Source organism: Roseovarius mucosus, assembly GCF_002080415.1.
Lineage (GTDB): Bacteria > Pseudomonadota > Alphaproteobacteria > Rhodobacterales > Rhodobacteraceae > Roseovarius > Roseovarius mucosus_A.
Window position 1 is genome coordinate 1699678 of sequence record NZ_CP020474.1, and the last position, 19797, is coordinate 1719474.

Genomic DNA, 19797 nt, shown 5'->3' on the forward strand with positions numbered 1-19797 from the left:
TCAGCCTTGCCGCGAATGCGTCAGAGATCAAGCACTGGCGTATGGTCATCAGGCCGAACAGACAGTTTCACGACACCGCCAACGCATCGCTCAGATGGTGCGGCCACCATCAACCTCGAGCACCACGCCGGTGATGAAATCCGCCTCGTCCGAGGCGAGATATAGCGCCGCGTTGGCGATGTCGCGTGCCTCGGACAAGCGGCCCATCGGGATGGTCGAGATAAATCGCGCGCGGTTTTCGGGCGTGTCGGGCATGCCCATGAACTGTTCCAGCAATCCGGTCGCCCCCATCACCGGTGCGATACAACAGACGCGAATCTTGTCGGGGGCCAGTTCCGCTGCCAATGAGCGCGTCATCAGGTTCACGGCACCCTTGGACGAATTATACCACGTCAGACCGGGACGCGGGCGGATACCTGCGGTAGAGCCGATGTTGATCATCACCCCGCCTCCAGCAGCACGCCAAAGCGGCACGCAGGTCTTGGTCATGTGAAAGATCGACAGCACGTTTATCTCATAGATCTTGCGAAATGTCGCCTCGTCGGTGTCCATCAACGGGCTGTTGGGATTGGTCCAGCCTGCGTTGTTGACCACGATATCAAGACCGCCAAAGGCCGCAACAGTGGCGTCAACGGCAGCCTGCACCTGATCGCCTTTGGAGACATCACAGGTCACGGCGATGGCGTTCTCACCAAGGTCGCGTGCCACGGCGCGCGCACCGTCCGCGTTCATATCGACCACTGCTACCTTGGCACCTTCGCGGATATAGGTCTCGGCTATGCCCTTGCCAAAGCCCGAAGCCGCGCCGGTCACGAGGGCTCGTTTTCCATCCAGTCTCATCTTGCGTTCCTTTGGTCTGGTCTTTTCCGCCTGCGTGCGGCCTAGCCGTGATTGTTGATGATCGTCTTGATACGCGAGAATTCCAGCAGCGCCGCAAAGCCCTTTTCGCGGCCATGCCCGGATTTGCGTATGCCGCCAAACGGCAATTCCACCCCGCCGCCCGCGCCATAGCCGTTGATGAACACCTGACCGCAGCGCATTGCCTTGGCGACACGTTGCTGACGTCCGCCATCTTTGGTCCAGACCGCGGCGACAAGACCGTATTCGGTGGCGTTGGCGATGGAAATAGCCTCTGCCTCATCCTCGAACGGGATGAGGCAGAGCACAGGGCCGAAAACCTCTTCTTGCGCGATCCGCGCCTTGGGATCACAGGGGCCGAATACTGCCGGAGCGACATAATAGCCGCCTTTTGGGGCCTTGGGATCGATGCTGCCACGGGCCATCAAGGGCGCGTCGGCCTCGGCGATATAGGTCTCGACCCGCTTTTTCTGCTTGGCCGAAATAAGCGGGCCAAGCACCGCATCCTCGCCAGACTCTGAGGCGGCAATCGCGCTGAAACGCGCGGTCAATTCGGTAACGGCGCGGTCATAGATGCCGCGTTGCAACAACACGCGCGTGCCCGCAGAACAGGTTTGTCCGGCGTTCTGGATCACAGCGTTGACAAGAACGGGCATGGCCGCGTCAAGATCGGCGTCGTCGAACACGATTTGCGGCGACTTGCCCCCCAGTTCCAGCGTGCAGCCGATGAAATTCTTGGCAGCTGCGGTCTGAACGATCACGCCCACTTCGGGCGATCCGGTGAAGGAGATGAAATCTATCCCGCGATGATCCGCCAGAGCCTGACCGGCCACCGCACCGCGCCCGGTCACGATATTGATGGCACCGGGCGGAAAGCCCACGTCGAGCGCCAGTTCCGCAATCCGAAGCGCGCTGAGGCAGGCATCCTCGGCGGGTTTCAGGACCGTTGCATTGCCCATGGCCAGCGCCGGGGCGACCGAGCGGCCAAACATCTGCGCCGGATAGTTCCACGGGATGATATGGCCGGTCACGCCATAAGGCTCGCGGTGCACCTCGACATTATAGCCGTTGAGAAAGGGCACAATCTCGCCATGCACCTTGTCGGCGCCACCGCCGTAGAATTCAAAATAGCGCGCGGTGACTTTCATGTCAGTGCGCGCCTGTGCAATCGGCTTGCCGTTGTCGCGCCGCTCGAGCTGGGCCAGAGGTTCGATATTCTCAAGAATACGCTCTGACAGGCGGATCATCAGGCGACCGCGTTCTGCCGCAGTCAGCCTTGACCATTCGCCACCATCAAAGGCCGCGCGCGCCGCTGCGATGGCCGCGTCGATATCGGCGGCATCGCTGTCGGCGATCTGGGCAAAGGGCAGCCCGTCAATGGGCGAAAGCACCTCCATCACCCTCCCCGAGCGCGCGGGAACCCAAGCATTGCCAATCAGGTTCAGCGGTTGCGGGATGACCAGCGTTGCATCGGGGTCAGTGTCTTTCATGCCTTGGCTCCTTGCGGTTCAATGCCCCTTGCGATGGTATGTGGCCGGATGGTGGCGACCACAAAAGATACATGTCGTCGAAGGGTTGGATTCGCTCGTGCCCAGCGTGATCGAGCGATCCCGCGCGCGCAAGCTCTGAAAGGTCTTGGCATGATGTAATGCCGGGGCGGCAGGCCGGGTAAACCCGCCCCTTCTACCGCCCCAAGCCCGTCTCAGAAGGTTTTGGCCAGCGTGAGTTTGAAGTTTCGCCCAACCGCCGGGCGGGTAGCAAGATTAGGCATATACTGTTCGTCAAACACGTTTTCGATCCCAAGACGGAACTCGGTTCCTTCCCACACGCCGCGCTTGGGCGCGATGGTGCCGCGCAAGTTGTGGACCGTGTAGCCGTCATCCCGCACCCCGTTGACGGTGATGGAGTCGGCGCTGACAACCTCCCAGCTCAGGTCATAGGTATCGTCAAACACCTTGCCCACGGTCGCACGCAGGCTGTTGGCCGCAAGATTGCGCCAGTCGCGCACGCCGCCCAATAGATCCACCTCTTCGCCATCGGCGATAGTCGCGTTGAAATCGACGTAAAAGCCGTTTTCCATGGCATAGGACGCCTCGAACTCTAGCCCTTGGGTCTGGATTTCATCCAGCAGGTTCTGCGCGGGCGTCGTATCGACAAAGGAATTCACGTCCCAAAGCTCACTGTCAAAATACGTGACCTTGAGCGCGAGGTTATCATTGTCGCGCCAGAGACCGCGACGGTCATACGAAAAGCCAAGTTCATAGGTGCGTGATTTTTCGCTCCGCCCTACCCGGATCGGGAATTCCAGATCGTCGATGATCGGCAAAACCTCGGTATAGGCGGCGCTGCCGAACAGGGCAAAGCCATTGTCAAAGGCATAGCGCAGCGACAGCCCACCCATCAGCGCATCCTCGGAAAAGCGGCCATCGTTTGGCGCTGTGTCCCCCTCGACCTTTGATGTTTCATACCGAATGGCAGGCGTTAAGGTCCAGGCGCGGCCGATGTCGATTTCGTCCACCGCAAAGATCGCCCATCGGTTGTCTTCGCCCCCCGGTGCGGCAAAGGCATTGACGCGCTCGCGGTTGATATACTCAATCCCCGCCGTCAGATCATGGCGCAACGCGCCGGTGTCAAACAAGGACGTGTTTTTGAGTGTAAGCGTCGTGGTTTCATAGTCATGGTCAGCGTTGAGAAGCTCCGAGCAAATCGTGATCGGCGCGGGCGGGCTGCCAGGACAAGACACCGCGTTCTGCAAGATCGACTCGTCAACGTGCGAATATTGCAGCGTCAGATCAACCAGATCATTGAGCGGGTTGAAGTTGTATTTGAGAATGCTGGTCTGGCTTTCGACCTCTCGGTCGACATTCCCGAAAAAGGTGAGGTTGCCAAAGCTGTCGAATGGCACGTCGAATTGCGAACTTTGGGTATCCTGATAGCTGGCTTCAATGGAATGGGCCTTTTCTTCGCCAAAACGATACTTGGCCTTGATCAACCAGGACGGATCGTCAATCCGCGCCCTCAGGGGGTTGATAACAGCGCCATTGCCATCCTCAGGAAAGCCGAGTCTGCGGCTGACATAGTTGAAGAGCACCCCAAAGTCCTCGGTGGGCTGCCACGCCCCGATGGTCGAGGATGTCACACCATTGCCATTGGTCTGAAACTCAAGTGTCTGACGCAGTCCAAAGCCGGTTTCGCCCCCGGTGACGTCCTCAGGGTCGATGGTTTCAAGCCGAACCACCCCACCAACCACGCCAGAGCCATATTGGAACGATCCCACCGTTCCACGGATCACCTCAACCTCCTTGAAGAGGAAAGGATCGGTGAAAAGCTGTGTGCCAATGCGGTAAAGCTCCTCGGACCCGCGCGTTGCGCCATCGACCTGGATCAGCACCTTTTGATCCGTGCCAAACGTGTCATTCGATCCAAACCCACGGATCGAGATACCCGACCCCTGCGCCGTGTCGCCATTGAGCAGGGCCACAGACGGCACTGTCACGAGCAATTCGGCCACCGAACCCGCCTGTCGGTCACGGATTTCGTCTTGGTCGATCACGGTCGTGGGGGTGGCGGTATCGGTTTGCACCGCACGCTTGCTTTCTCCCAGCGTCAGCGTTCCAAGAAACCCCTCTTGGCCGGGTGTTTCCTGTGCCAGACTGGCAGAGCCATAGCCGAGCCCCATGCAAAGGCAGGTCGTAGTCAGTAGTCTGCAGCGTGTGCGCGATGTCATCACGTGTCCCTTTCGTTTCCTTGACAATGGCTGTCACACCGTTGTGCTTGCGAAAGGCTGGCACGGTTTTTTCGTTTGATTTCAGCGGTCGAACGATCTTTCTGGGATCGGCCTTGCGCTCCTTAGTCTTTTATGAGTAAAAGAGTCAAGATTGCGATTCAACTTTGAGAAATCGTTTTCGAGAGCCACGTCCGCGCCGCAGGTGCGATGCAGCCAGCCCATCCATCCAGACATGAGGCCGGCATGACAGACTCTGCTCCCCTTACCCCCGACGCACTCCGTGCCTTTATGGCCGATAACCCCAAGATGCGCAGCCGCGATCAGGCGAACCGCCTTGGCATCAGCGAAGCGCAACTGGTCGCGGCCCACATCGGACGCGGTGTGACGGCCATTGCCGCGCACCCCGATCAGGTGATGGGGGCCGCGCAACGCCTTGGCGAAGTGATGGCGCTCACCCGCAATGAAAGTTGCGTGCATGAAAAAGTGGGGCGCTATGACAATTATCACAGCGGACAACACACGGCGATGGTCCTGACCGAGGATATCGACCTCAGGATGTTCCCAAGCCATTGGCGCCATGCCTTTATGGTCGAAACCGAGAGCGAGACAGGGCCCCGGCGCAGTCTGCAGGTGTTCGACGCCGCAGGCGACGCGGTGCACAAGATTTTCCTGCGCGATGGATCATCGCTGACCGCATGGGAGGCGCTTCGCCTCTCGTTGGCTCTGCCAGACCAGTCCGAAAGCTTGACGGTTGCAGCGCGCACGCCCCCGGAGGCTGCGAAATCAAACCCCGACAAAATCGAGGTCCTGCGCGAGGAATGGCGGCGGATGACCGATACGCATCAATTCCTGCGCCTGACGTCCAAACTGCGGATGAACCGGCTTGGGGCCTACCGTATCGCGGGGGCACCGTTTGTGCGGGCATTGGCCCCAGAGGCGGTGAACACCCTTCTGACCCAACTGGCGCAGGCAGGCACCGAAGTGATGATCTTTGTCGGCAATCGGGGCTGCATTCAGATTCATTCCGGCCCTGTTGTGACCCTCAAACCGATGGGACCATGGCAGAATGTGATGGATCCAGGGTTCAACCTGCATCTGCGGCTGGATCATGTGGCCGAGGTTTGGGCCGTAGACAAACCGACGCAACGCGGTGCGGCGATTTCGGTAGAAGCGTTTGACGCTCAGGGATCGCTGATTTTTCAGATCTTTGGATTGGGCAAGGAGGGGCGTGACAGCCGCGCGGCCTTTGGTCGGGTCGTAAAGGCGCTTCCGGCTCTGCACAACGCTGACACGGAGGCCCTGACATGAGTGGAAGTTCCCTGACGCGCCGCGCACTCTTGGCGCAGGTGGCGATCTTGGCCTTGGCGGGGACAAGCCTTGCGCAGGACGGCGACCGAGTGCTGTCCATCGGCGGATCGGTGACAGAGATCGTGCATGCCTTGGGGCAAGAGGATCGGTTGATCGCGCGCGATACGACCTCGACCTTTCCGCCCAACGTGACCAAATTGCCTGATGTGGGCTATGCGCGCGCGCTCAGCCCCGAAGGTGTGCTCTCGGTCGCTCCGTCGCTCATCCTCGCTATCGATGGGGCTGGCCCCCCCGAAACGATCGAAGTCCTGCGGCAATCAGGCGTAGGTTTTGTCACCATTCCAGAGGCGCACAGTGCCGAGGGAATCATCACCAAGATTACCGCTGTTGGCGCAGCCTTGGGCGTGCCTGAGCGCGCCGAAGCCTTGGCGTCAGAGACGCGCACCGCGCTTGCAACCGCGGCCACGCGGACTGCTCAAGTGCCAGAGGCCGCGCGCAAGCGCGTCCTCTTCATCCTCAGCCTGCAAGGCGGGCGCATCCTCGCGTCCGGGCGCGACACGCAGGCCGCCGCCATCATCGAGATGGCGGGGGGCATCAACGCGGTTACAGCCTTTGAAGGCTACAAACAGTTGACAGATGAAGCTGTGGCAAAGGCCGCCCCCGATGTGATCCTGATGATGGACCGAACTGGCGATCATGCCATCCTGGACGAACAACTCTTTGCCATGCCCGCGATCCGCATCACGCCGGCAGGTGCCGATGAGGCAATTGTGCGGATGAACGGGCTCTATCTGTTGGGCTTCGGGCCGCGCACCGCATCGGCTGCCCTCGATTTGAACACAGCCCTTTATCCGCAGCCCCAAGAGACCGACAATGACCGTGACCCAAGCTGACGCGCTGACGCCCAGCCGTTTCACGGATCGCCGCACGCGGGCGCGTCGCGCGCATCTGTGGCTGGGTCTCGGTCTGCTTCTGACGTGCGCCCTCAGTCTTGAAACCGGCGCATCCGGGGTCTCGCTTTGGTCGATGGTCGGTGCGGGGGGGCAGGATACACCCGTCCACAGCATCATCCTTTGGGAGGTTCGCCTGCCGCGCGTTTTACTGGGCGCGCTGGTTGGGGCGGCTCTGGCGGTTTCCGGCACGGTGATGCAAGGGCTTTTTCGCAATCCGCTGGCCGATCCCGGCATCGTGGGGGTTAGCGCCGGGGCCGGTCTTGGGGCCGTGACGGCGATTGTGCTGGGCGGCCTGCTGCCCATCGCCCTGCGCGACAGTCTGGGCCCGTTCCTTGTGCCGGCGGCAGCGTTCTTGGGCGGCTGGGCCTCTGTTCTTTTGCTCTACGGGGTTGCCACGCGCGGTGGGCGCACGTCTGTGGCGACGATGCTGCTGGCGGGGATCGCGCTTGGCGCGCTGTCGGGCGCAGTGTCGGGCCTGATGGTCTATGCGGCGGATGATCAGCAGCTGAGAGACCTGACATTCTGGGGCCTCGGCTCTCTGGCTGGGGCGACATGGGCCAAGGTGGCCACCGCCATGCCGATCCTTGTTGTGGCCATGGTCGGGGCCCTCGGGCTGGGGCGTGGGTTGAATGGTCTTGCTTTTGGCGAGGCAACCGCACTGCATCTTGGCATCCCGGTGCAACGGACCAAAACGCTGGCCATTCTCGCGGTTGCGGCGGCGACTGGCGGTGCGGTGGCGGTGTCTGGCGGGATTGGGTTCATCGGCATTGTCGTGCCACATCTGCTTCGTCTGGCAACCGGGCCGGATCACGGGCCACTGCTGCTGAATGCGGCGCTTCTCGGGGCAATCTTGCTGCTTGGGGCAGACATCATCAGCCGCGTGATCATTGCCCCAGCCGAACTGCCCATCGGTATCGTCACAGCGGTTCTGGGCGCGCCGGTGTTCTTGTGGATATTGCTCCGACAGCGCCCGATGGGGGATATGTGATGCTGGCTGCAGAGCGGATCACGCTCGGCCTTGGGGGCCGGACCATCCTGCGCGACGTCACGCTTTCTGCCCGCGCAGGTGCGGTGACGGCCATTGTCGGCCCGAATGGATCGGGCAAGACGTCGCTCTTGCGCGTGCTGACGGGCGAGAGCGCCGGTTCGGGCCGAGTTCAGCTTGGTCAATTGGAGGTAACTCCGCGTGCGGCTGCAGCACTTGCCGCACGACGCGGGGTGCTGCCACAGGCCACGCGGATCGCCTTTCCCTTTACGGTGATCGAATTGGTCCGCATAGGCCATAGCGCAGGGCAATATGCCGGGCGGGCTGATGTTCCCGAACGCGCCTTGGCCCGGGTGGGATTGGCGCATATGGCCAACCGTTTCTACCAAGACCTGTCGGGGGGTGAGCAGCAGCGCGTTCAATTGGCACGCGTTCTTGCGCAGGTTTGGGAGCCTGTCGGACCGGGCGGGGCAAACTGGCTGTTTTTGGACGAACCCGTCTCGAGCCTTGATATTGGCCAACAATTGAGCGTCATGCAGATTGCCCGCACCTATGCGGAGACAGGGGGCGGCGTGGTTGCGGTGATGCACGATCTGAACCTGACCGCGATGTTCGCCGATCATGTCATCATGGTGCAGAAGGGCAGGATTGCAGGCGCGGGCAAGCCGCAAGAGGTTCTGACCTCTGGCACGCTCTCGGCGGTCTACGGCTGTGCGCTCAGGATAAGTACGCCGCCAACAAAGGATGTGCCCTATCTGCTGCCCCAAGCCGCGCAAGAGTTTGCAGGCTGATGTCGACATTGCACCCCATGCCATACGCAAAACCTGCGTCATGAAGAGGGCCCTATTGCGGTGCCGGGCGCAGGCCAAGAACCTGTGCAGGGGCGATCCGTTCGCCATTCCTGAGGATCAAGACGGTCTCGCCCGCCTCGAACTGTGCTTCTGCGATTTGACGATAAAAGCTGGCGCTGTGGCGTGCGAGCGTTTCTTCATTCGCGAAGGAGTGCACAGAGAGCGTATATTCCCCCTCTGCAAGCGGGAAACCCGCCGAATCGAGACCGGACCAGACCACCGGACCCGAGCGCGCCGGGATCGTTTGGCGGTTCACTATGATGCCGCGGGCATCGCTTGCAACGATTTCGGCGGCATCCGCCTGCGACTCGACCGTGGCGATCAGGGAAATCGGCTGTCCAGAGAACGCGACGGGGCCGGTTGCCAGCGCCTCCATTCCGATCCATCCGGATACTTGCGACAAGCCCTGTGCGCCCAACCGCGCGCCTAGATCTGTGAGCAGATCATTGGTCAGCACCTGTTGTTCGACCGTCGAGAATGTCGCCAACTGCACAGCGAAATCAGAAGATTCAATTGGATTGAGTGGGTCCTGATTGCGCAATTGGGTCGTTAGCAGCCTGAGAAAGGTTTCAAAGTCAGAGCTGAAACCGGTTGCAGGACGCGCAGGGGCAGCAGCGTTGGTTGAGGGGGGGGCTGCTTGGCTGCGGTCCAGGCCGGTGCCCGGTGGAATCGTCGTCACGTCCATCTTGTTTCCTTTAAATCAAGACATTGATGCGCGCGCCTGCCAAAGCAGGCGAACTGAGAGCCGGGGGCACAAACACGTCTGGCACCGCGCCGCGCCCCTCATCCTCGCGGTGGGTGGCGCCTTGTGCGTTCAGGGTCTTGCCCGGGCTTCCGCCAGGGTTTTGCCCAGAAAAGGCGAAACGCGCCTCTTGATAACCAACATCCAGCAGCCCCCGCGCCAATGTCTCTATGTGCCGCCGAAGAAGATCGAGCGTTTCTGGCCGCTCGGCCAATACAGTCACGGCCACGACGCCTTCATGGCTTGTCAACCTGAGGCGCACCCGGCCCAGTTCCTCGGGCGCAAGCTGAAGGTCGATGGTGGATTTGCCAGCACCCTGCGACTGCACCGCCACCGCAATCTGCTGGGCAATGGCCTGCGGCAAGTCGGTCCGCGCCAAGGACAGGAGCGGCTGGTATTGCCCGTTTGGCCCCGTAGACACGGCAAACCGCAAGTCGGAAACCTCAGTCACCGCTGGCATTTCCGCCTCGTCTCCAAGACCAAGCTCCGGGATATCTGCAAATGGATTTGCCTTTGCGGCCTCCCCTCCGCTAAGCAGATTGAGCCCTGCTGACCGCATGGCCAGAGACGGCAGAGGCGCGTATCGTGCACCCTTCTGTGCGGGATACGCGCCCCACGACCCGGACATCAATTCCCGAGGCGAACCTGTCTTCGATTCTGTGACCAGAGCATACTCTGGATCAAATTCGACTTGCCCTAAGGCATGGGGCAGGTTCGGGCCAACATTCGAACTATCTGGGCGCATGCCCGGCGGCGCGGAGAGGTCGGGTTCTGCCTTTATCCGGGGCTGAGAGACAAAAGGATCGGCGCGCCACGCCGCTGGCTGCTTTGCATCCCCGCCCGTCTGGGAACCTGTCAACGATCTTTGGCCTAGGTCCACTTGGGTGAAGTCCTCTGGCGATATCTCTGGTACCGGGCCCACCGGATGAGCGAAAGAGGCTGATGTCGTCTGATCTGCAAACCGATGCGGTGCCGATCGCTGCTCCGAGGGGTTCATCCCGTCCGCAACTGATCCCTCGAACTGCGCCGTGGCATAGCCCTGGATCGGGACTATGGGGGCATCCTCCTCTGCTTGCGACAAGGCACCATCGACCGCCATTGAGACAGGCGGCACGTTCTGGTCCTCAGCCTCAGATAACCCAGGCACCGGCCCCGCATGTGGCCGAGGCCCGGCATCGGTGCTGGGCAATCCACCCTTGGACACCAATTCCTTGCGGATTTGGGTCCGCGCGACATCCACAACAGACGCGGCAAGCCCAGCGTCTGACATATCGTCTTTCTCGCGCTGCAGATCCAAGGCGGCCTCTTCCGCACTTTGGAAAATGTCGGCGAATGTTTTCGCCCTTTCAGACGACGGTCCACCGGCAGCAGCCGCGCCCAAACCGGACGGCAATGCCGATGAAAGCCCAAGGACGGGATTAAGAGGATCCTTGGCGGGGATTACTGACATAGGCGCCCTCCGTGATGCCATGGCGATAAGCCGGAGGATTGCAGAAACCAGTTACTGCTTCTTTACCGGTTTCGGTTCTTCTTGTGTCCAGTGTGATCAATTTGAGGGATTCTCATGACTGACCCTGTACAACTTTCCTCCAGAGCCGTGGACCGGCCCTCGACCAGCTTAACCCGCACCAAGCAAGTGGCCGAACGGCTAGAGGCAAGCTTTCTTGCTGAAATGCTCAAGTTCGGGGGGCTGGACCCCAAGAGCGACAGCTTTGTGGCGAGCACGGGCGAATCGCAATTTGCATCCTTTCACCGCGAGGCATTGGCACAAGAGATGGTCAAAGCGGGTGGCATCGGGCTGGCAGATGTCTTTTATCGCTCGATGATGGAGCGCGCCCATGACGCTTGATCAGAGTACCCGCATCATCCAACAGCTTGACCTTATTCTGGAGGAAGAGCGCGACGCCCTTTTGCGCGGAGATCTGTCGCAGATCGTGGCGCTCATGTTGAAAAAGGAACAGTTGGTAGACGCGCTCAATGCCCTTTCGGCGACGGCAAGCGGCGATCTGATTGCGGTTCAAGGTAAGTTGAGCCGCAATCAGGCCCTGCTTGACGGGGCCTTGCAGGGTATTCGCACTGTTGCGGCGCGCCTCGCAGCGCACCGCCGCATTCGACGTTCCTTGGACACCTATGACCAGAACGGTCACAAACGCTCGATCCCCGGCGACATCGCGCACCATCTTGAAAAGCGTGCCTGAGGGATTGGCTAAAATTCGCGGCGTTTCAGAGATGGGACTTAGCACTCCGTTAGCATCTTGAAGGCATTTTATCTCTTGCATCCCGAAACGGATGGCGCAGCCGGGACCATCCCGCACCCTGCAACCGTCAGAAAGACAGTCCAAACCGTCTCCTCCGGGGAGACGAACCATGAAATGGCGAAATTCGCCAAACCCGAAAGGAACATGATATGTCCAGTATTCTGACCAATAACAGCGCCATGGTCGCTCTTCAGACCTTGCAATCCGTGAACTCTAACCTTGCCAAGACGCAGGATATGATCTCGACGGGCAAGGCTGTCGCAACGGCCAAGGACAATTCGGCCATCTTTGCCATTTCCAAGGTGATGGAATCCGACGTCAGCGGCTTCAAGGCCGTTTCCGACGCGCTGTCTTTGGGCGAATCGACGGTCGCCGTGGCCTCGGCCGGGGCAGAGCAGATCACCAATTTGCTCAACGAGATCAAGGAAAAGGTCGTCGCCGCGACCGGTGAAAACGTCGATCACAGCAAGATCCAGAACGATGTCGACGAGCTGGTGAATCAGGTCACGTCGATTATCGGCGCGTCACAATTCAACGGCGCGAATCTGCTCAACACGGCGGGCAACGCAGGGATAACGGTACTGTCGTCCCTCGATCGGGACGCAACCGGAACGGTCACAGCGTCGAACATCAGCGTGGCTTCTGTTGATTTCGAGGCCAACCTTGATCTGAGCGACATTGATGTGACGAACTCTGCAGCCGCTGACACCTCGCTTGCCGCAATCGAAGTCCATATCCAGACGGCGGTCGACGGGGCGGCAGCGCTTGGTGCGTCGGCCAAACGGATATCGGATCAAAACGAATTCGTCAGCAAGGTGACGGATGCGATCAAATCCGGGATCGGCGCATTGGTCGATGCCGATTTGGAAGAGACCTCTGCGCGTCTCCAGGCCTTGCAGGTGCAACAACAGTTGGCGACACAGTCTTTGTCCATCGCCAATCAGGCCCCGCAGGCCATCCTGTCGCTGTTCAGGAACTAAGCCATTCAGGGGCGTCTCTCGGGGCGCCCCTGACATCTCTTCGGTGACAGACTGACCCTGAAAGGACTTGACGTGAATGCGACCCGTCTGGCGCAGAGCGCCTATCGCGACCAATCCCGGCCCGTCCGGACTGACCGTGGGCTGGAATATGATGCCTTTGCCCGTATCACCCAACGCTTGGTGCACGCAGCAGGGCAGGACCCAAGAGATATAGCCAATCTCGCGGCCGCCCTTCATGACAATCGGCGGCTCTGGACAATCTTGGCGACTGACGTCGCCGACCCACAAAACCCACTGCCGCAATCGTTGCGGGCCCAAGTCGTCTATCTCGCGCAGTTTTGCCATCATCACAGCAGCGCGGTGCTGAATGCAAACGCATCGCTTCAACCCTTGATCGACATCAATACAGCCATCATGCGCGGGCTGAGCGATAGGAGAGCAGACCAATGAGCGGCCTCGTCCTAAAACTTAATCCCAAAGAGCGGGTGCTTATCAACGGGGCGGTGATCGAGAACGGCGACCGCCGCTCACGGCTGTCCATCATGACGCCGAATGCGCATATCCTGCGGCTTCGGGATGCCATTCACCCAGAAAGTGCAACAACGCCTGTACGCAGGGCCTGCTTTGCTACGCAACTTCTGCTCTCGGGCGATGGCGATCCGCAGGACGCGCGCCGCCAGATCCTGCGACGAATCGAAGAGCTGAGCCAGGCGTTGCGCGATCCCGACAGCCGTATCCAGTTGACCCTCGCCACGCGGGCGCTTCTGGACGGGGAATACTACAAATGCCTCAAGGCCCTGCGAGCCCTCCTACCACGTGAAGAGCGTCTTTTGGCGCATCGTGCGTCATGAACTTTACGCCTGTAGTGCCGCTGGGTGGATTGTCGGGCTGGGCGCTCTTGTCGCGCACGTCCGAGCGTCAGACGGATCTGTTCAACAAATCCCCGCAGATCGTGCGTGATACCGAATATTTCGAGCAGAATATTGCCAAGATCACCACGGCAGAAGGTTTGGTTTCAGATCGCCGCCTCTTGCGGGTGGCCTTGGGGGCGTTTGGCCTTCAGGAAGATATCAACAGCCGCGCCTTTATCCGCGCCATTCTGGAAGAGGGCACCATTCGGGATGATGCAATTGCCAACCGTCTTGCCGATGACCGGTACAAACAGCTGTCCGAGGCGTTTGCCTTCGCCGACCGTCCGATCCCGCGCACGCAATTATCGACCTTTGGAACCGAGATCACCGAGAAATTCCGGCGTCGGGAATTTGAGGTTGCCGTCGGGGATCAGAATCAGGCCTTGCGCCTGGCCCTGAACGTCCAACGCGAATTGGGCGACATCGCAGGCGATGCAGAGACCGAGGACACGCGCTGGTTTCGGATCTTGGGAAACCCACCCCTGCGGCGCGTGTTCGAAGTGGCGCTTGGTCTTCCAGACAGTTTCGGGCAAGCTGATCTTGATCGGCAGTTGGACGAGATCAAATCCCGCAGCGCGCAGCAATTGAAGATAGGCTCCCTGTCGGATCTGAGTGCGGAGAGCGTGCGGGAGCAATTGATCCAACGGTTCCTCTTGCGCGAGCAGGTGGCAAGTTTCAATGTTCAATCCTCGCAAGCAATCGCGCTGACGCTGTTGCAATCGGTTCCGCGCCGGGCTTGATACTGGGCGCTGCGTGTGGGTTTTGCGCCGTGGCAAGCAGGCCATTCCGAGTTTGCCGTTGCATTTGCTTGCAAGTAAAAGCCCTATGGGGCTGAGCCACAGGAGGAATTCATGCGCTGCGTCTTTATCAACATCCGCTGCAAACCGGGGCATTCCTATCGCGTGGCAGAGGCCATAGCCCTGCGCGAAATCCATTCAGAGCTTTACTCGACCTCCGGTCCCTTTGACCTGCTGCTCAAGCTCTACATCCCTGAGACTGAGGATATCGGCAAATATATCAACGACAACCTTCTGGACATCGCCGGGATCGAGCGCACCGAAACGACCCTGACCTTCAAGGCGTTCTAGCCTAGGATTTCGAACCGGTTGACATCAACCATACCCCGGTCCGTAATCTTGAGCGCCGGGATAACCGGCAGCGCGAGAAACGCAAGTTGCAGGAAGGGTTCCTGCAAGGTGACACCCAAGGACCGTGCTGCTGCCCGCAGATCGACAAGACGGTGGTGCACCTCCTCAAAGGGCTCAAGGCTCATCAACCCTGCCAGAGGTAAGGGCAGTTCTGCCAAAACCTGCCCGCCCTGCACCACGACAAAGCCGCCCTCAATCTCACCCAGCCGTGTGGCGGCGAGGGCCATATCCGCATAATCCACCCCGACACAGGCGATATTGTGGTGATCATGGCAAACGGTCGAGGCGATAGCCCCGGACTTGAGCCCGAAACCACGAACAAAGCCGGTGGCGATATTGCCGTTCTTGCCATGCCGCTCGATCACCGCAATCCTTACCAGATCGCGCGTGGGATCGGGATGTTTGTCGCCTTCTACCGGCTCGATCCGTTCGCGCAGATGCGCGGTCAGGATCTTGCCTTCGAGAATGCCGATCACATCCGTCTCGGCGCGGTTGCCGGCGTGGCGAAAGTCCTGTGGGCTAACCGCAGGCGCCCGCACGGAGCATCGCCCGATGGGGGGCACCGTGCCCCGCGCAGCAAAGGCCGCCGCATCCGCAAGACGACCGGCGCAAAACACGCGCCGCACGTCGCAGGCGGCGAGCGAGCCCACCGCCACGATATCCGCCCGCCGCCCCGGCGCGATCAATCCGCGATCTCTGAGGCCAAATGCCTCGGCCCCCGAGAGCGACGCCGCGCGATAGGCCGCCAGAGGCGAAGCCCCTTCTGCTATCAAAACCCGGATCATATGATCGAGATGGCCCTCTTCCGCGATATCGAGCGGGTTTCGATCATCGGTGCAGAGGCACATATAGGGCGCCGTGATCTCCGACAGCAGCGGGGCGAGCGCATGCAAATCCTTGCTAACCGAGCCTTCGCGGATCAGCACGCGCATGCCGCGCTGCAGTTTCTCGCGCGCCTCCTCTACGGTGGTCGCCTCATGCTCTGTGCGGATGCCTGCCGCGCAATAGGCGTTGAGATCACGCCCCGTGAGTTGCGGGCAATGGCCGTCGATATGGCCCCCCTCAAAAAGCCGCAGCTTGGCCATCATGCCCGGATCGCGGTGGATCACGCCGGGGAAATTCATCACTTCGGCCAAACCGATCCCCGAGGGATGCCCCATCACCGCGCGCAAGTCTTCGGCGTCGATCTCGGCACCCGAGGTTTCCATATGGGTCGAGGGCACGCAAGACGAGAGCTGCACCCGGAAATCCATCAAAGTCTGTTCCGAGGCCGCCTGAAAATAGCGGATGCCGTCCAGCCCCAGAACATTGGCAATCTCGTGGGGATCGCAAATCGCGGTGGTTACGCCGCGCGGCGTTACGCAGCGGTCGAATTCAAAGGGTGTGACAAGAGAGCTTTCGATGTGCAGATGGGTGTCGATAAAACCGGGGACAAGGATCAGCCCCGTAAGGTCGATCACCTCGCGCCCGTCATAGGTGTCGCCAATGCCTACGATGGTATCGCCGCAAATGGCCACATCGCCGGGGATCATTTCCCCCGTCACAAGGTCAAACACCTGCGCCCCGCGCAGCACCAAATCGGCGGGTTCATCCCCCCGGCCCTGAGCAATCCGTTGTTCTAGATTTGCCATGCGCTGACTCTCCGACATCCTGCAACTGTCGCGCGTCGAAGGGTCAAGAGCAAGCCCGATGGCCGAAACCTGTCGGCCCTGGGCTTGCTATCAGGCTGTCCTCACTCGGTCTGCGCGGCAGGTTTCTGCGCTGCTGGTTTTGCAAGCTTCATCTCTGGTTTACAGTCCATGCCGTTGTAGCGGCTGACCAGGGCTTCATTGCGGCGCTGATAGGCACGTGCCTCGTCGCCTGCGGCACCCTTCATATCCATGAAGAACCATGGCACCAGCAAAAAGGCCCCGGCAGTCCCGGCCACAATGTTCTGGGCGGTTTTGGTTTCCTGCTCTTTGACAAGGCCCTCGATGGCGCGGGTATTGGCCGTAATGTCGCTGCGCAATTGCGCGCAGGTAAGGGCGCTGTCACCGGGCTGCACTTCGGCCACGGGATCAGGGGTACGACCACCGCATGCGCTCAGGAGGGAAATGGACAAGAGGGCCGGCACGAACAACTGTTTCATCTGATTGCCTTTTTACAGAGTGTTCGCGTCAGTATCCCGCTCCTGAGATGATGAAAAGCCGCGATTTCGCACTATCCCCGCCGACGCTTGCGCCGCCCCCCGTCGCTGCCATCGCCATGGGTGTTAAAGCTGGGATTGGGCAGTGTCACGATTTTGGACAACTCCGGAAAAGGGTCCGTCTTGTGCGGGATTGCGTTGGCGGCAACGAAATGCTCTTGGAATTTCGGCTCGATGGCGGTCTCGACCTTGGTGATCTGCCCCACCACGCGCTCAATCTCGCGACGGGCGGCCACGTTGCACAGCGCGATGCGCGCGCCCGTACCCGCCGCATTGCCCGCCGATGTCACCTTGTCTAGCGGCACATCGGGGATCATGCCCAGCACCATCGCATGCAACGGCGAGATATGCGCACCAAAGGCACCTGCCAGAACAACGCGGTCCACCTTGTCGACGCCGCGCTCGTCCATCAACAGACGCGCGCCCGCATAGAGAGCCGATTTTGCAAGCTGGATGGCACGAATATCGCCTTGGGTCACGGTGATGACCGGCCCACCCTTGGCACTGCCATCGTGGATAACATAAGAATGGGTGCGCCCATCCTCGATCATACGCGCGGTGCCAGTGGCCTCGGACGATCCGATCAGACCGCTTTCATCCAATAGCCCAGCCATGCGCATTTCGGCCACCGCCTCGATGATGCCAGACCCACAAATGCCGGTAATGCCCCCGTCGCCTACCGCCGCCTCGAAACCGTCCTCATCCGACCAAATGTCAGAGCCGATCACCCGGAAACGGGGTTCCTTGGTCATGGGATCAATGCGAATAGCCTCGATCGCGCCGGGGGCGGCGCGTTGGCCGCTGGAAATCTGCGCCCCCTCAAAGGCGGGGCCGGTGGGCGAGGAACAGGCCAAAACCCGCGTCTTGTCGCCCAAAAGGATCTCTGCGTTTGTGCCCACATCGACGATCAGCGCCAGATCTTCGGATTTGCCCGGCTCTTCGCTCAGCGCCACGGCGGCGGCGTCGGCCCCCACATGGCCTGCGATACAGGGCAACACATAAATCTGCGCGCGCGGATTGATCGCAACCAAATCCAGTTCGCGGGCGTTCAGCGCCATGCTCCCCGAGGTGGCCAGTGCAAAGGGGGCCTGGCCCAATTCCACCGGATCAATCCCCAACAAGAGGTGGTGCATCACCGGATTGCAGACAAACACCGTCTCGACGATGAGCTTGGCGTCAATCCCCGCCTCTTTGGCAATCTCTTCGGCCAAGGTATTGATCGCGTCTCGTACCGCTGCCGTCATTTCACGGTCGCCGCCGGGGTTCATCATCGCATAGCTGACGCGGCTCATCAGATCCTCGCCAAAGCGGATCTGCGGGTTCATGATACCGGAGGATGCCTTGACTTCGCCGGTTTCCAAATCGGTCAAATGGGCCGCAACAGTGGTAGACCCAAGGTCAATGGCCAGACCAAACAGCCCCCCTTCGTGCAGACCCGGCCAAATCTCCAGCACCTGTGCCGGGGTTTCCGCATGCCCTCTGTGCAGGGCGACCGTGACCTGAAACTTGCCCTTGCGCAGCACGGGTTGCAGCTTGGCCAAAAGGCTCAGATCGGCGCGGATGTTGTCGATCTCCCACTGAGCCTTGAGCGCGCGTTGCAAACGCTCGAAATCGCCGGTGGGCTCATGCATATCGGCCTCTTCCACCTCAACGAAATAGAGGCGGGTGGCTGGGTCCATCTCGATCACGCGGGCAGAGGCGGCCTTGCGTACCACCTGCTTGTGAACCTGGCTTTCCGGGGGCACGTCGATCACCACATCGCCCATGATCTGAGCCTGACAGCCCAGACGGCGGCCCGGCTTCAACCCACGCTTCTGGTCATAGCGTTCCTCGACCGCATTCCATTCGGACAGCGCATCCTGATGAACGGTGACGCCATGTTTGGAAAACTCGCCATAGCCCGGCGATATCTGGCATTTCGAGCAGATCCCCCGCCCGCCACACACCGAGTCAAGATCAACGCCGAGTTGGCGCGCCGCCGTCAGAACCGGTGTTCCCTTGGGAAAGCGCCCGCGCTTCCCGGAGGGCGTGAAAACGACGAGTGGGTCGGTCGACATATGCGAAATCCTGCTTCTGAAGCGTTGCTTGCGGGGAACATAAGCCATAGGCGCTTGTCCGACAGCCCACAAGCGTCAGAAAATCGTCGGCACGCGGCATGCACCGCTCTGGCAGGGCCTGTCAGGTCAGCGACCAGCCAAATAGCCAGATCGCCAAGGGCACCGGGGCCGTCGCGACAAAGAGCGTGAGGATCGCCAGAGGCGCGCGAAAGATCCCAGAGAGGCCCGAGACAAACGCGATGCCACCGCCACCGCCGATGATCGAATTGCCCGGAACATTAATCAGCGCCGCGAGATGCAGATAACGATAGCGGACAATCCAGTCGAGATAGCGTCCGCGCAGTTGCGCCGAAATATAGGTCGCACGCTCTGCTGGCGACAGGGTCTGAAACTCTTCCAGCAAGCGGCAGGCGCGCAGGAGGTGCAAATCAAGCAACACCCGGTGCAGCCAGCGATAGGGCACCTTGCCGCCCACCATATAGGCCAGCGTCAGCCCAGAGGCCGTGGCCAGCCAGACGAAGGGCGCGATATCGCCACCGCCCGCTGCGAGTACCATCAACCCGATTTCGATCCCCGGCACAAAGGGAATAGCGATCAGCACCGCATAGACCAACAAGGCCATGACGAGGAACCCGGGCATCGCCCAACCCTGTTCATTTTCAAGGATATAGCCTTCGGCCCACACAAAGACGTGGTGCATGGCCAAGGCCAACACCGCCAATGCAGCCAAGCGAATCACCGTGCGCAGCAGGCCGGTTTTCACAGGCGGCGGAGCAGGTGGCGGGGCGTTGTGGGCGGGGTCATCCATGCGGCGAAATTAGGCCCTCTGCCCTG

The 19797-nt window shown here is 60.5% G+C and carries 20 protein-coding genes; 11 read left to right on the plus strand and 9 right to left on the minus strand.

Annotated features, from left to right (window positions below):
* Nucleotides 1-90: 90 nt before the first annotated feature.
* From ROSMUCSMR3_RS08235 to ROSMUCSMR3_RS08245, 3 genes are all read right to left on the minus strand, one after another.
* Nucleotides 91-840: an SDR family oxidoreductase gene (locus ROSMUCSMR3_RS08235; RefSeq protein ID WP_037297914.1), complete on the minus strand. Its 750-nt coding sequence runs from the start codon at nucleotides 838-840 to the stop codon at nucleotides 91-93.
* A gap of 41 nt (nucleotides 841-881) precedes the next feature.
* Nucleotides 882-2348 carry an aldehyde dehydrogenase family protein gene (locus ROSMUCSMR3_RS08240; RefSeq protein ID WP_081507019.1) on the minus strand — a complete coding sequence of 489 codons (1467 nt, stop codon included), beginning with the start codon at nucleotides 2346-2348 and terminating at the stop codon, nucleotides 882-884.
* Nucleotides 2349-2560: 212 nt separating this feature from the next.
* Nucleotides 2561-4537 (minus strand): TonB-dependent receptor domain-containing protein, encoded by a 1977-nt coding sequence (locus ROSMUCSMR3_RS08245; protein ID WP_081507020.1) that lies wholly within the window; start codon nucleotides 4535-4537, stop codon nucleotides 2561-2563.
* Nucleotides 4538-4828: 291 nt separating this feature from the next.
* On the opposite strand from ROSMUCSMR3_RS08245, the gene ROSMUCSMR3_RS08250 reads away from it, so the two are divergent.
* Genes ROSMUCSMR3_RS08250 through ROSMUCSMR3_RS08265 form a run of 4 tightly spaced genes read left to right on the plus strand, consistent with a single transcriptional unit; the run spans nucleotide 4829 to nucleotide 8622 of the window.
* Nucleotides 4829-5893 carry a hemin-degrading factor gene (locus ROSMUCSMR3_RS08250; protein ID WP_081507021.1) on the plus strand — a complete coding sequence of 355 codons (1065 nt, stop codon included), beginning with the start codon at nucleotides 4829-4831 and terminating at the stop codon, nucleotides 5891-5893.
* The gene (locus tag ROSMUCSMR3_RS08255) at nucleotides 5890-6786 is read left to right on the plus strand and encodes a heme/hemin ABC transporter substrate-binding protein (RefSeq protein ID WP_081507022.1); all 897 of its coding nucleotides are present in this window, start codon (nucleotides 5890-5892) and stop codon (nucleotides 6784-6786) included. The genes ROSMUCSMR3_RS08250 and ROSMUCSMR3_RS08255 overlap by 4 nt, the downstream gene beginning before the upstream one ends.
* Nucleotides 6767-7834 carry a FecCD family ABC transporter permease gene (locus ROSMUCSMR3_RS08260; protein ID WP_008281510.1) on the plus strand — a complete coding sequence of 356 codons (1068 nt, stop codon included), beginning with the start codon at nucleotides 6767-6769 and terminating at the stop codon, nucleotides 7832-7834. Before ROSMUCSMR3_RS08255 ends, ROSMUCSMR3_RS08260 begins: the two co-directional genes overlap by 20 nt.
* Nucleotides 7834-8622, plus strand: coding sequence for a heme ABC transporter ATP-binding protein (locus ROSMUCSMR3_RS08265; protein WP_081507023.1), 789 nt, complete (start codon nucleotides 7834-7836; stop codon nucleotides 8620-8622). Before ROSMUCSMR3_RS08260 ends, ROSMUCSMR3_RS08265 begins: the two co-directional genes overlap by 1 nt.
* A gap of 52 nt (nucleotides 8623-8674) precedes the next feature.
* Here the strand turns inward: ROSMUCSMR3_RS08265 and ROSMUCSMR3_RS08270 are convergent, their stop codons facing one another.
* Together ROSMUCSMR3_RS08270 and ROSMUCSMR3_RS21570 are read right to left on the minus strand one after the other, a co-directional pair.
* Nucleotides 8675-9367 carry a flagellar hook capping FlgD N-terminal domain-containing protein gene (locus ROSMUCSMR3_RS08270; RefSeq protein ID WP_081507024.1) on the minus strand — a complete coding sequence of 231 codons (693 nt, stop codon included), beginning with the start codon at nucleotides 9365-9367 and terminating at the stop codon, nucleotides 8675-8677.
* 10 nt (nucleotides 9368-9377) lie between these two features.
* Nucleotides 9378-9875, minus strand: coding sequence for a flagellar hook-length control protein FliK (locus tag ROSMUCSMR3_RS21570; RefSeq protein ID WP_217521288.1), 498 nt, complete (start codon nucleotides 9873-9875; stop codon nucleotides 9378-9380).
* A 1113-nt stretch (nucleotides 9876-10988) separates the two neighbouring features.
* Between ROSMUCSMR3_RS21570 and ROSMUCSMR3_RS08280 the strand changes: the two genes are divergently transcribed.
* The 7 genes from ROSMUCSMR3_RS08280 (at nucleotide 10989) to ROSMUCSMR3_RS08310 (ending at nucleotide 14661) form a co-directional block, all read left to right on the plus strand.
* Entirely contained in the window at nucleotides 10989-11273 is a 285-nt protein-coding gene (locus ROSMUCSMR3_RS08280) for a rod-binding protein (protein ID WP_237183560.1), read from the plus strand.
* On the plus strand, nucleotides 11263-11622 hold the full coding sequence (locus tag ROSMUCSMR3_RS08285; RefSeq protein WP_008281505.1) for a flagellar protein FlgN: 360 nt from the start codon (nucleotides 11263-11265) through the stop codon (nucleotides 11620-11622). The genes ROSMUCSMR3_RS08280 and ROSMUCSMR3_RS08285 overlap by 11 nt, the downstream gene beginning before the upstream one ends.
* A 209-nt stretch (nucleotides 11623-11831) precedes the next feature.
* Nucleotides 11832-12662, plus strand: a complete 831-nt coding sequence (locus ROSMUCSMR3_RS08290) for a flagellin (protein ID WP_008281504.1) — start codon at nucleotides 11832-11834, stop codon at nucleotides 12660-12662.
* Between the two features lie 72 nt (nucleotides 12663-12734).
* Nucleotides 12735-13112 (plus strand): flagellar biosynthesis regulator FlaF, encoded by a 378-nt coding sequence (gene flaF / locus ROSMUCSMR3_RS08295; protein WP_081507027.1) that lies wholly within the window; start codon nucleotides 12735-12737, stop codon nucleotides 13110-13112.
* Entirely contained in the window at nucleotides 13109-13513 is a 405-nt protein-coding gene (gene flbT / locus ROSMUCSMR3_RS08300) for a flagellar biosynthesis repressor FlbT (protein ID WP_008281502.1), read from the plus strand. The genes flaF and flbT overlap by 4 nt, the downstream gene beginning before the upstream one ends.
* Entirely contained in the window at nucleotides 13510-14313 is an 804-nt protein-coding gene (locus ROSMUCSMR3_RS08305) for a DUF1217 domain-containing protein (RefSeq protein WP_008281501.1), read from the plus strand. Before flbT ends, ROSMUCSMR3_RS08305 begins: the two co-directional genes overlap by 4 nt.
* A gap of 111 nt (nucleotides 14314-14424) precedes the next feature.
* Entirely contained in the window at nucleotides 14425-14661 is a 237-nt protein-coding gene (locus ROSMUCSMR3_RS08310; RefSeq protein ID WP_008281500.1) for an Lrp/AsnC ligand binding domain-containing protein, read from the plus strand.
* On the opposite strand, the gene ade is transcribed toward ROSMUCSMR3_RS08310, so the two are convergent.
* From ade to ROSMUCSMR3_RS08330, 4 genes are all read right to left on the minus strand, one after another.
* On the minus strand, nucleotides 14658-16352 hold the full coding sequence (gene ade, locus ROSMUCSMR3_RS08315) for an adenine deaminase (protein ID WP_081507028.1): 1695 nt from the start codon (nucleotides 16350-16352) through the stop codon (nucleotides 14658-14660). The two genes, ROSMUCSMR3_RS08310 and ade, sit on opposite strands and share 4 nt — an antisense overlap.
* Before the next feature lie 101 nt (nucleotides 16353-16453).
* Nucleotides 16454-16849, minus strand: a complete 396-nt coding sequence (locus ROSMUCSMR3_RS08320) for a hypothetical protein (protein WP_232279205.1) — start codon at nucleotides 16847-16849, stop codon at nucleotides 16454-16456.
* A gap of 71 nt (nucleotides 16850-16920) precedes the next feature.
* Nucleotides 16921-18963, minus strand: a complete 2043-nt coding sequence (locus tag ROSMUCSMR3_RS08325; RefSeq protein WP_081507029.1) for an ASKHA domain-containing protein — start codon at nucleotides 18961-18963, stop codon at nucleotides 16921-16923.
* A 121-nt stretch (nucleotides 18964-19084) separates the two neighbouring features.
* Nucleotides 19085-19771 (minus strand): hypothetical protein, encoded by a 687-nt coding sequence (locus ROSMUCSMR3_RS08330; protein WP_008281496.1) that lies wholly within the window; start codon nucleotides 19769-19771, stop codon nucleotides 19085-19087.
* Nucleotides 19772-19797: the final 26 nt, after the last annotated feature.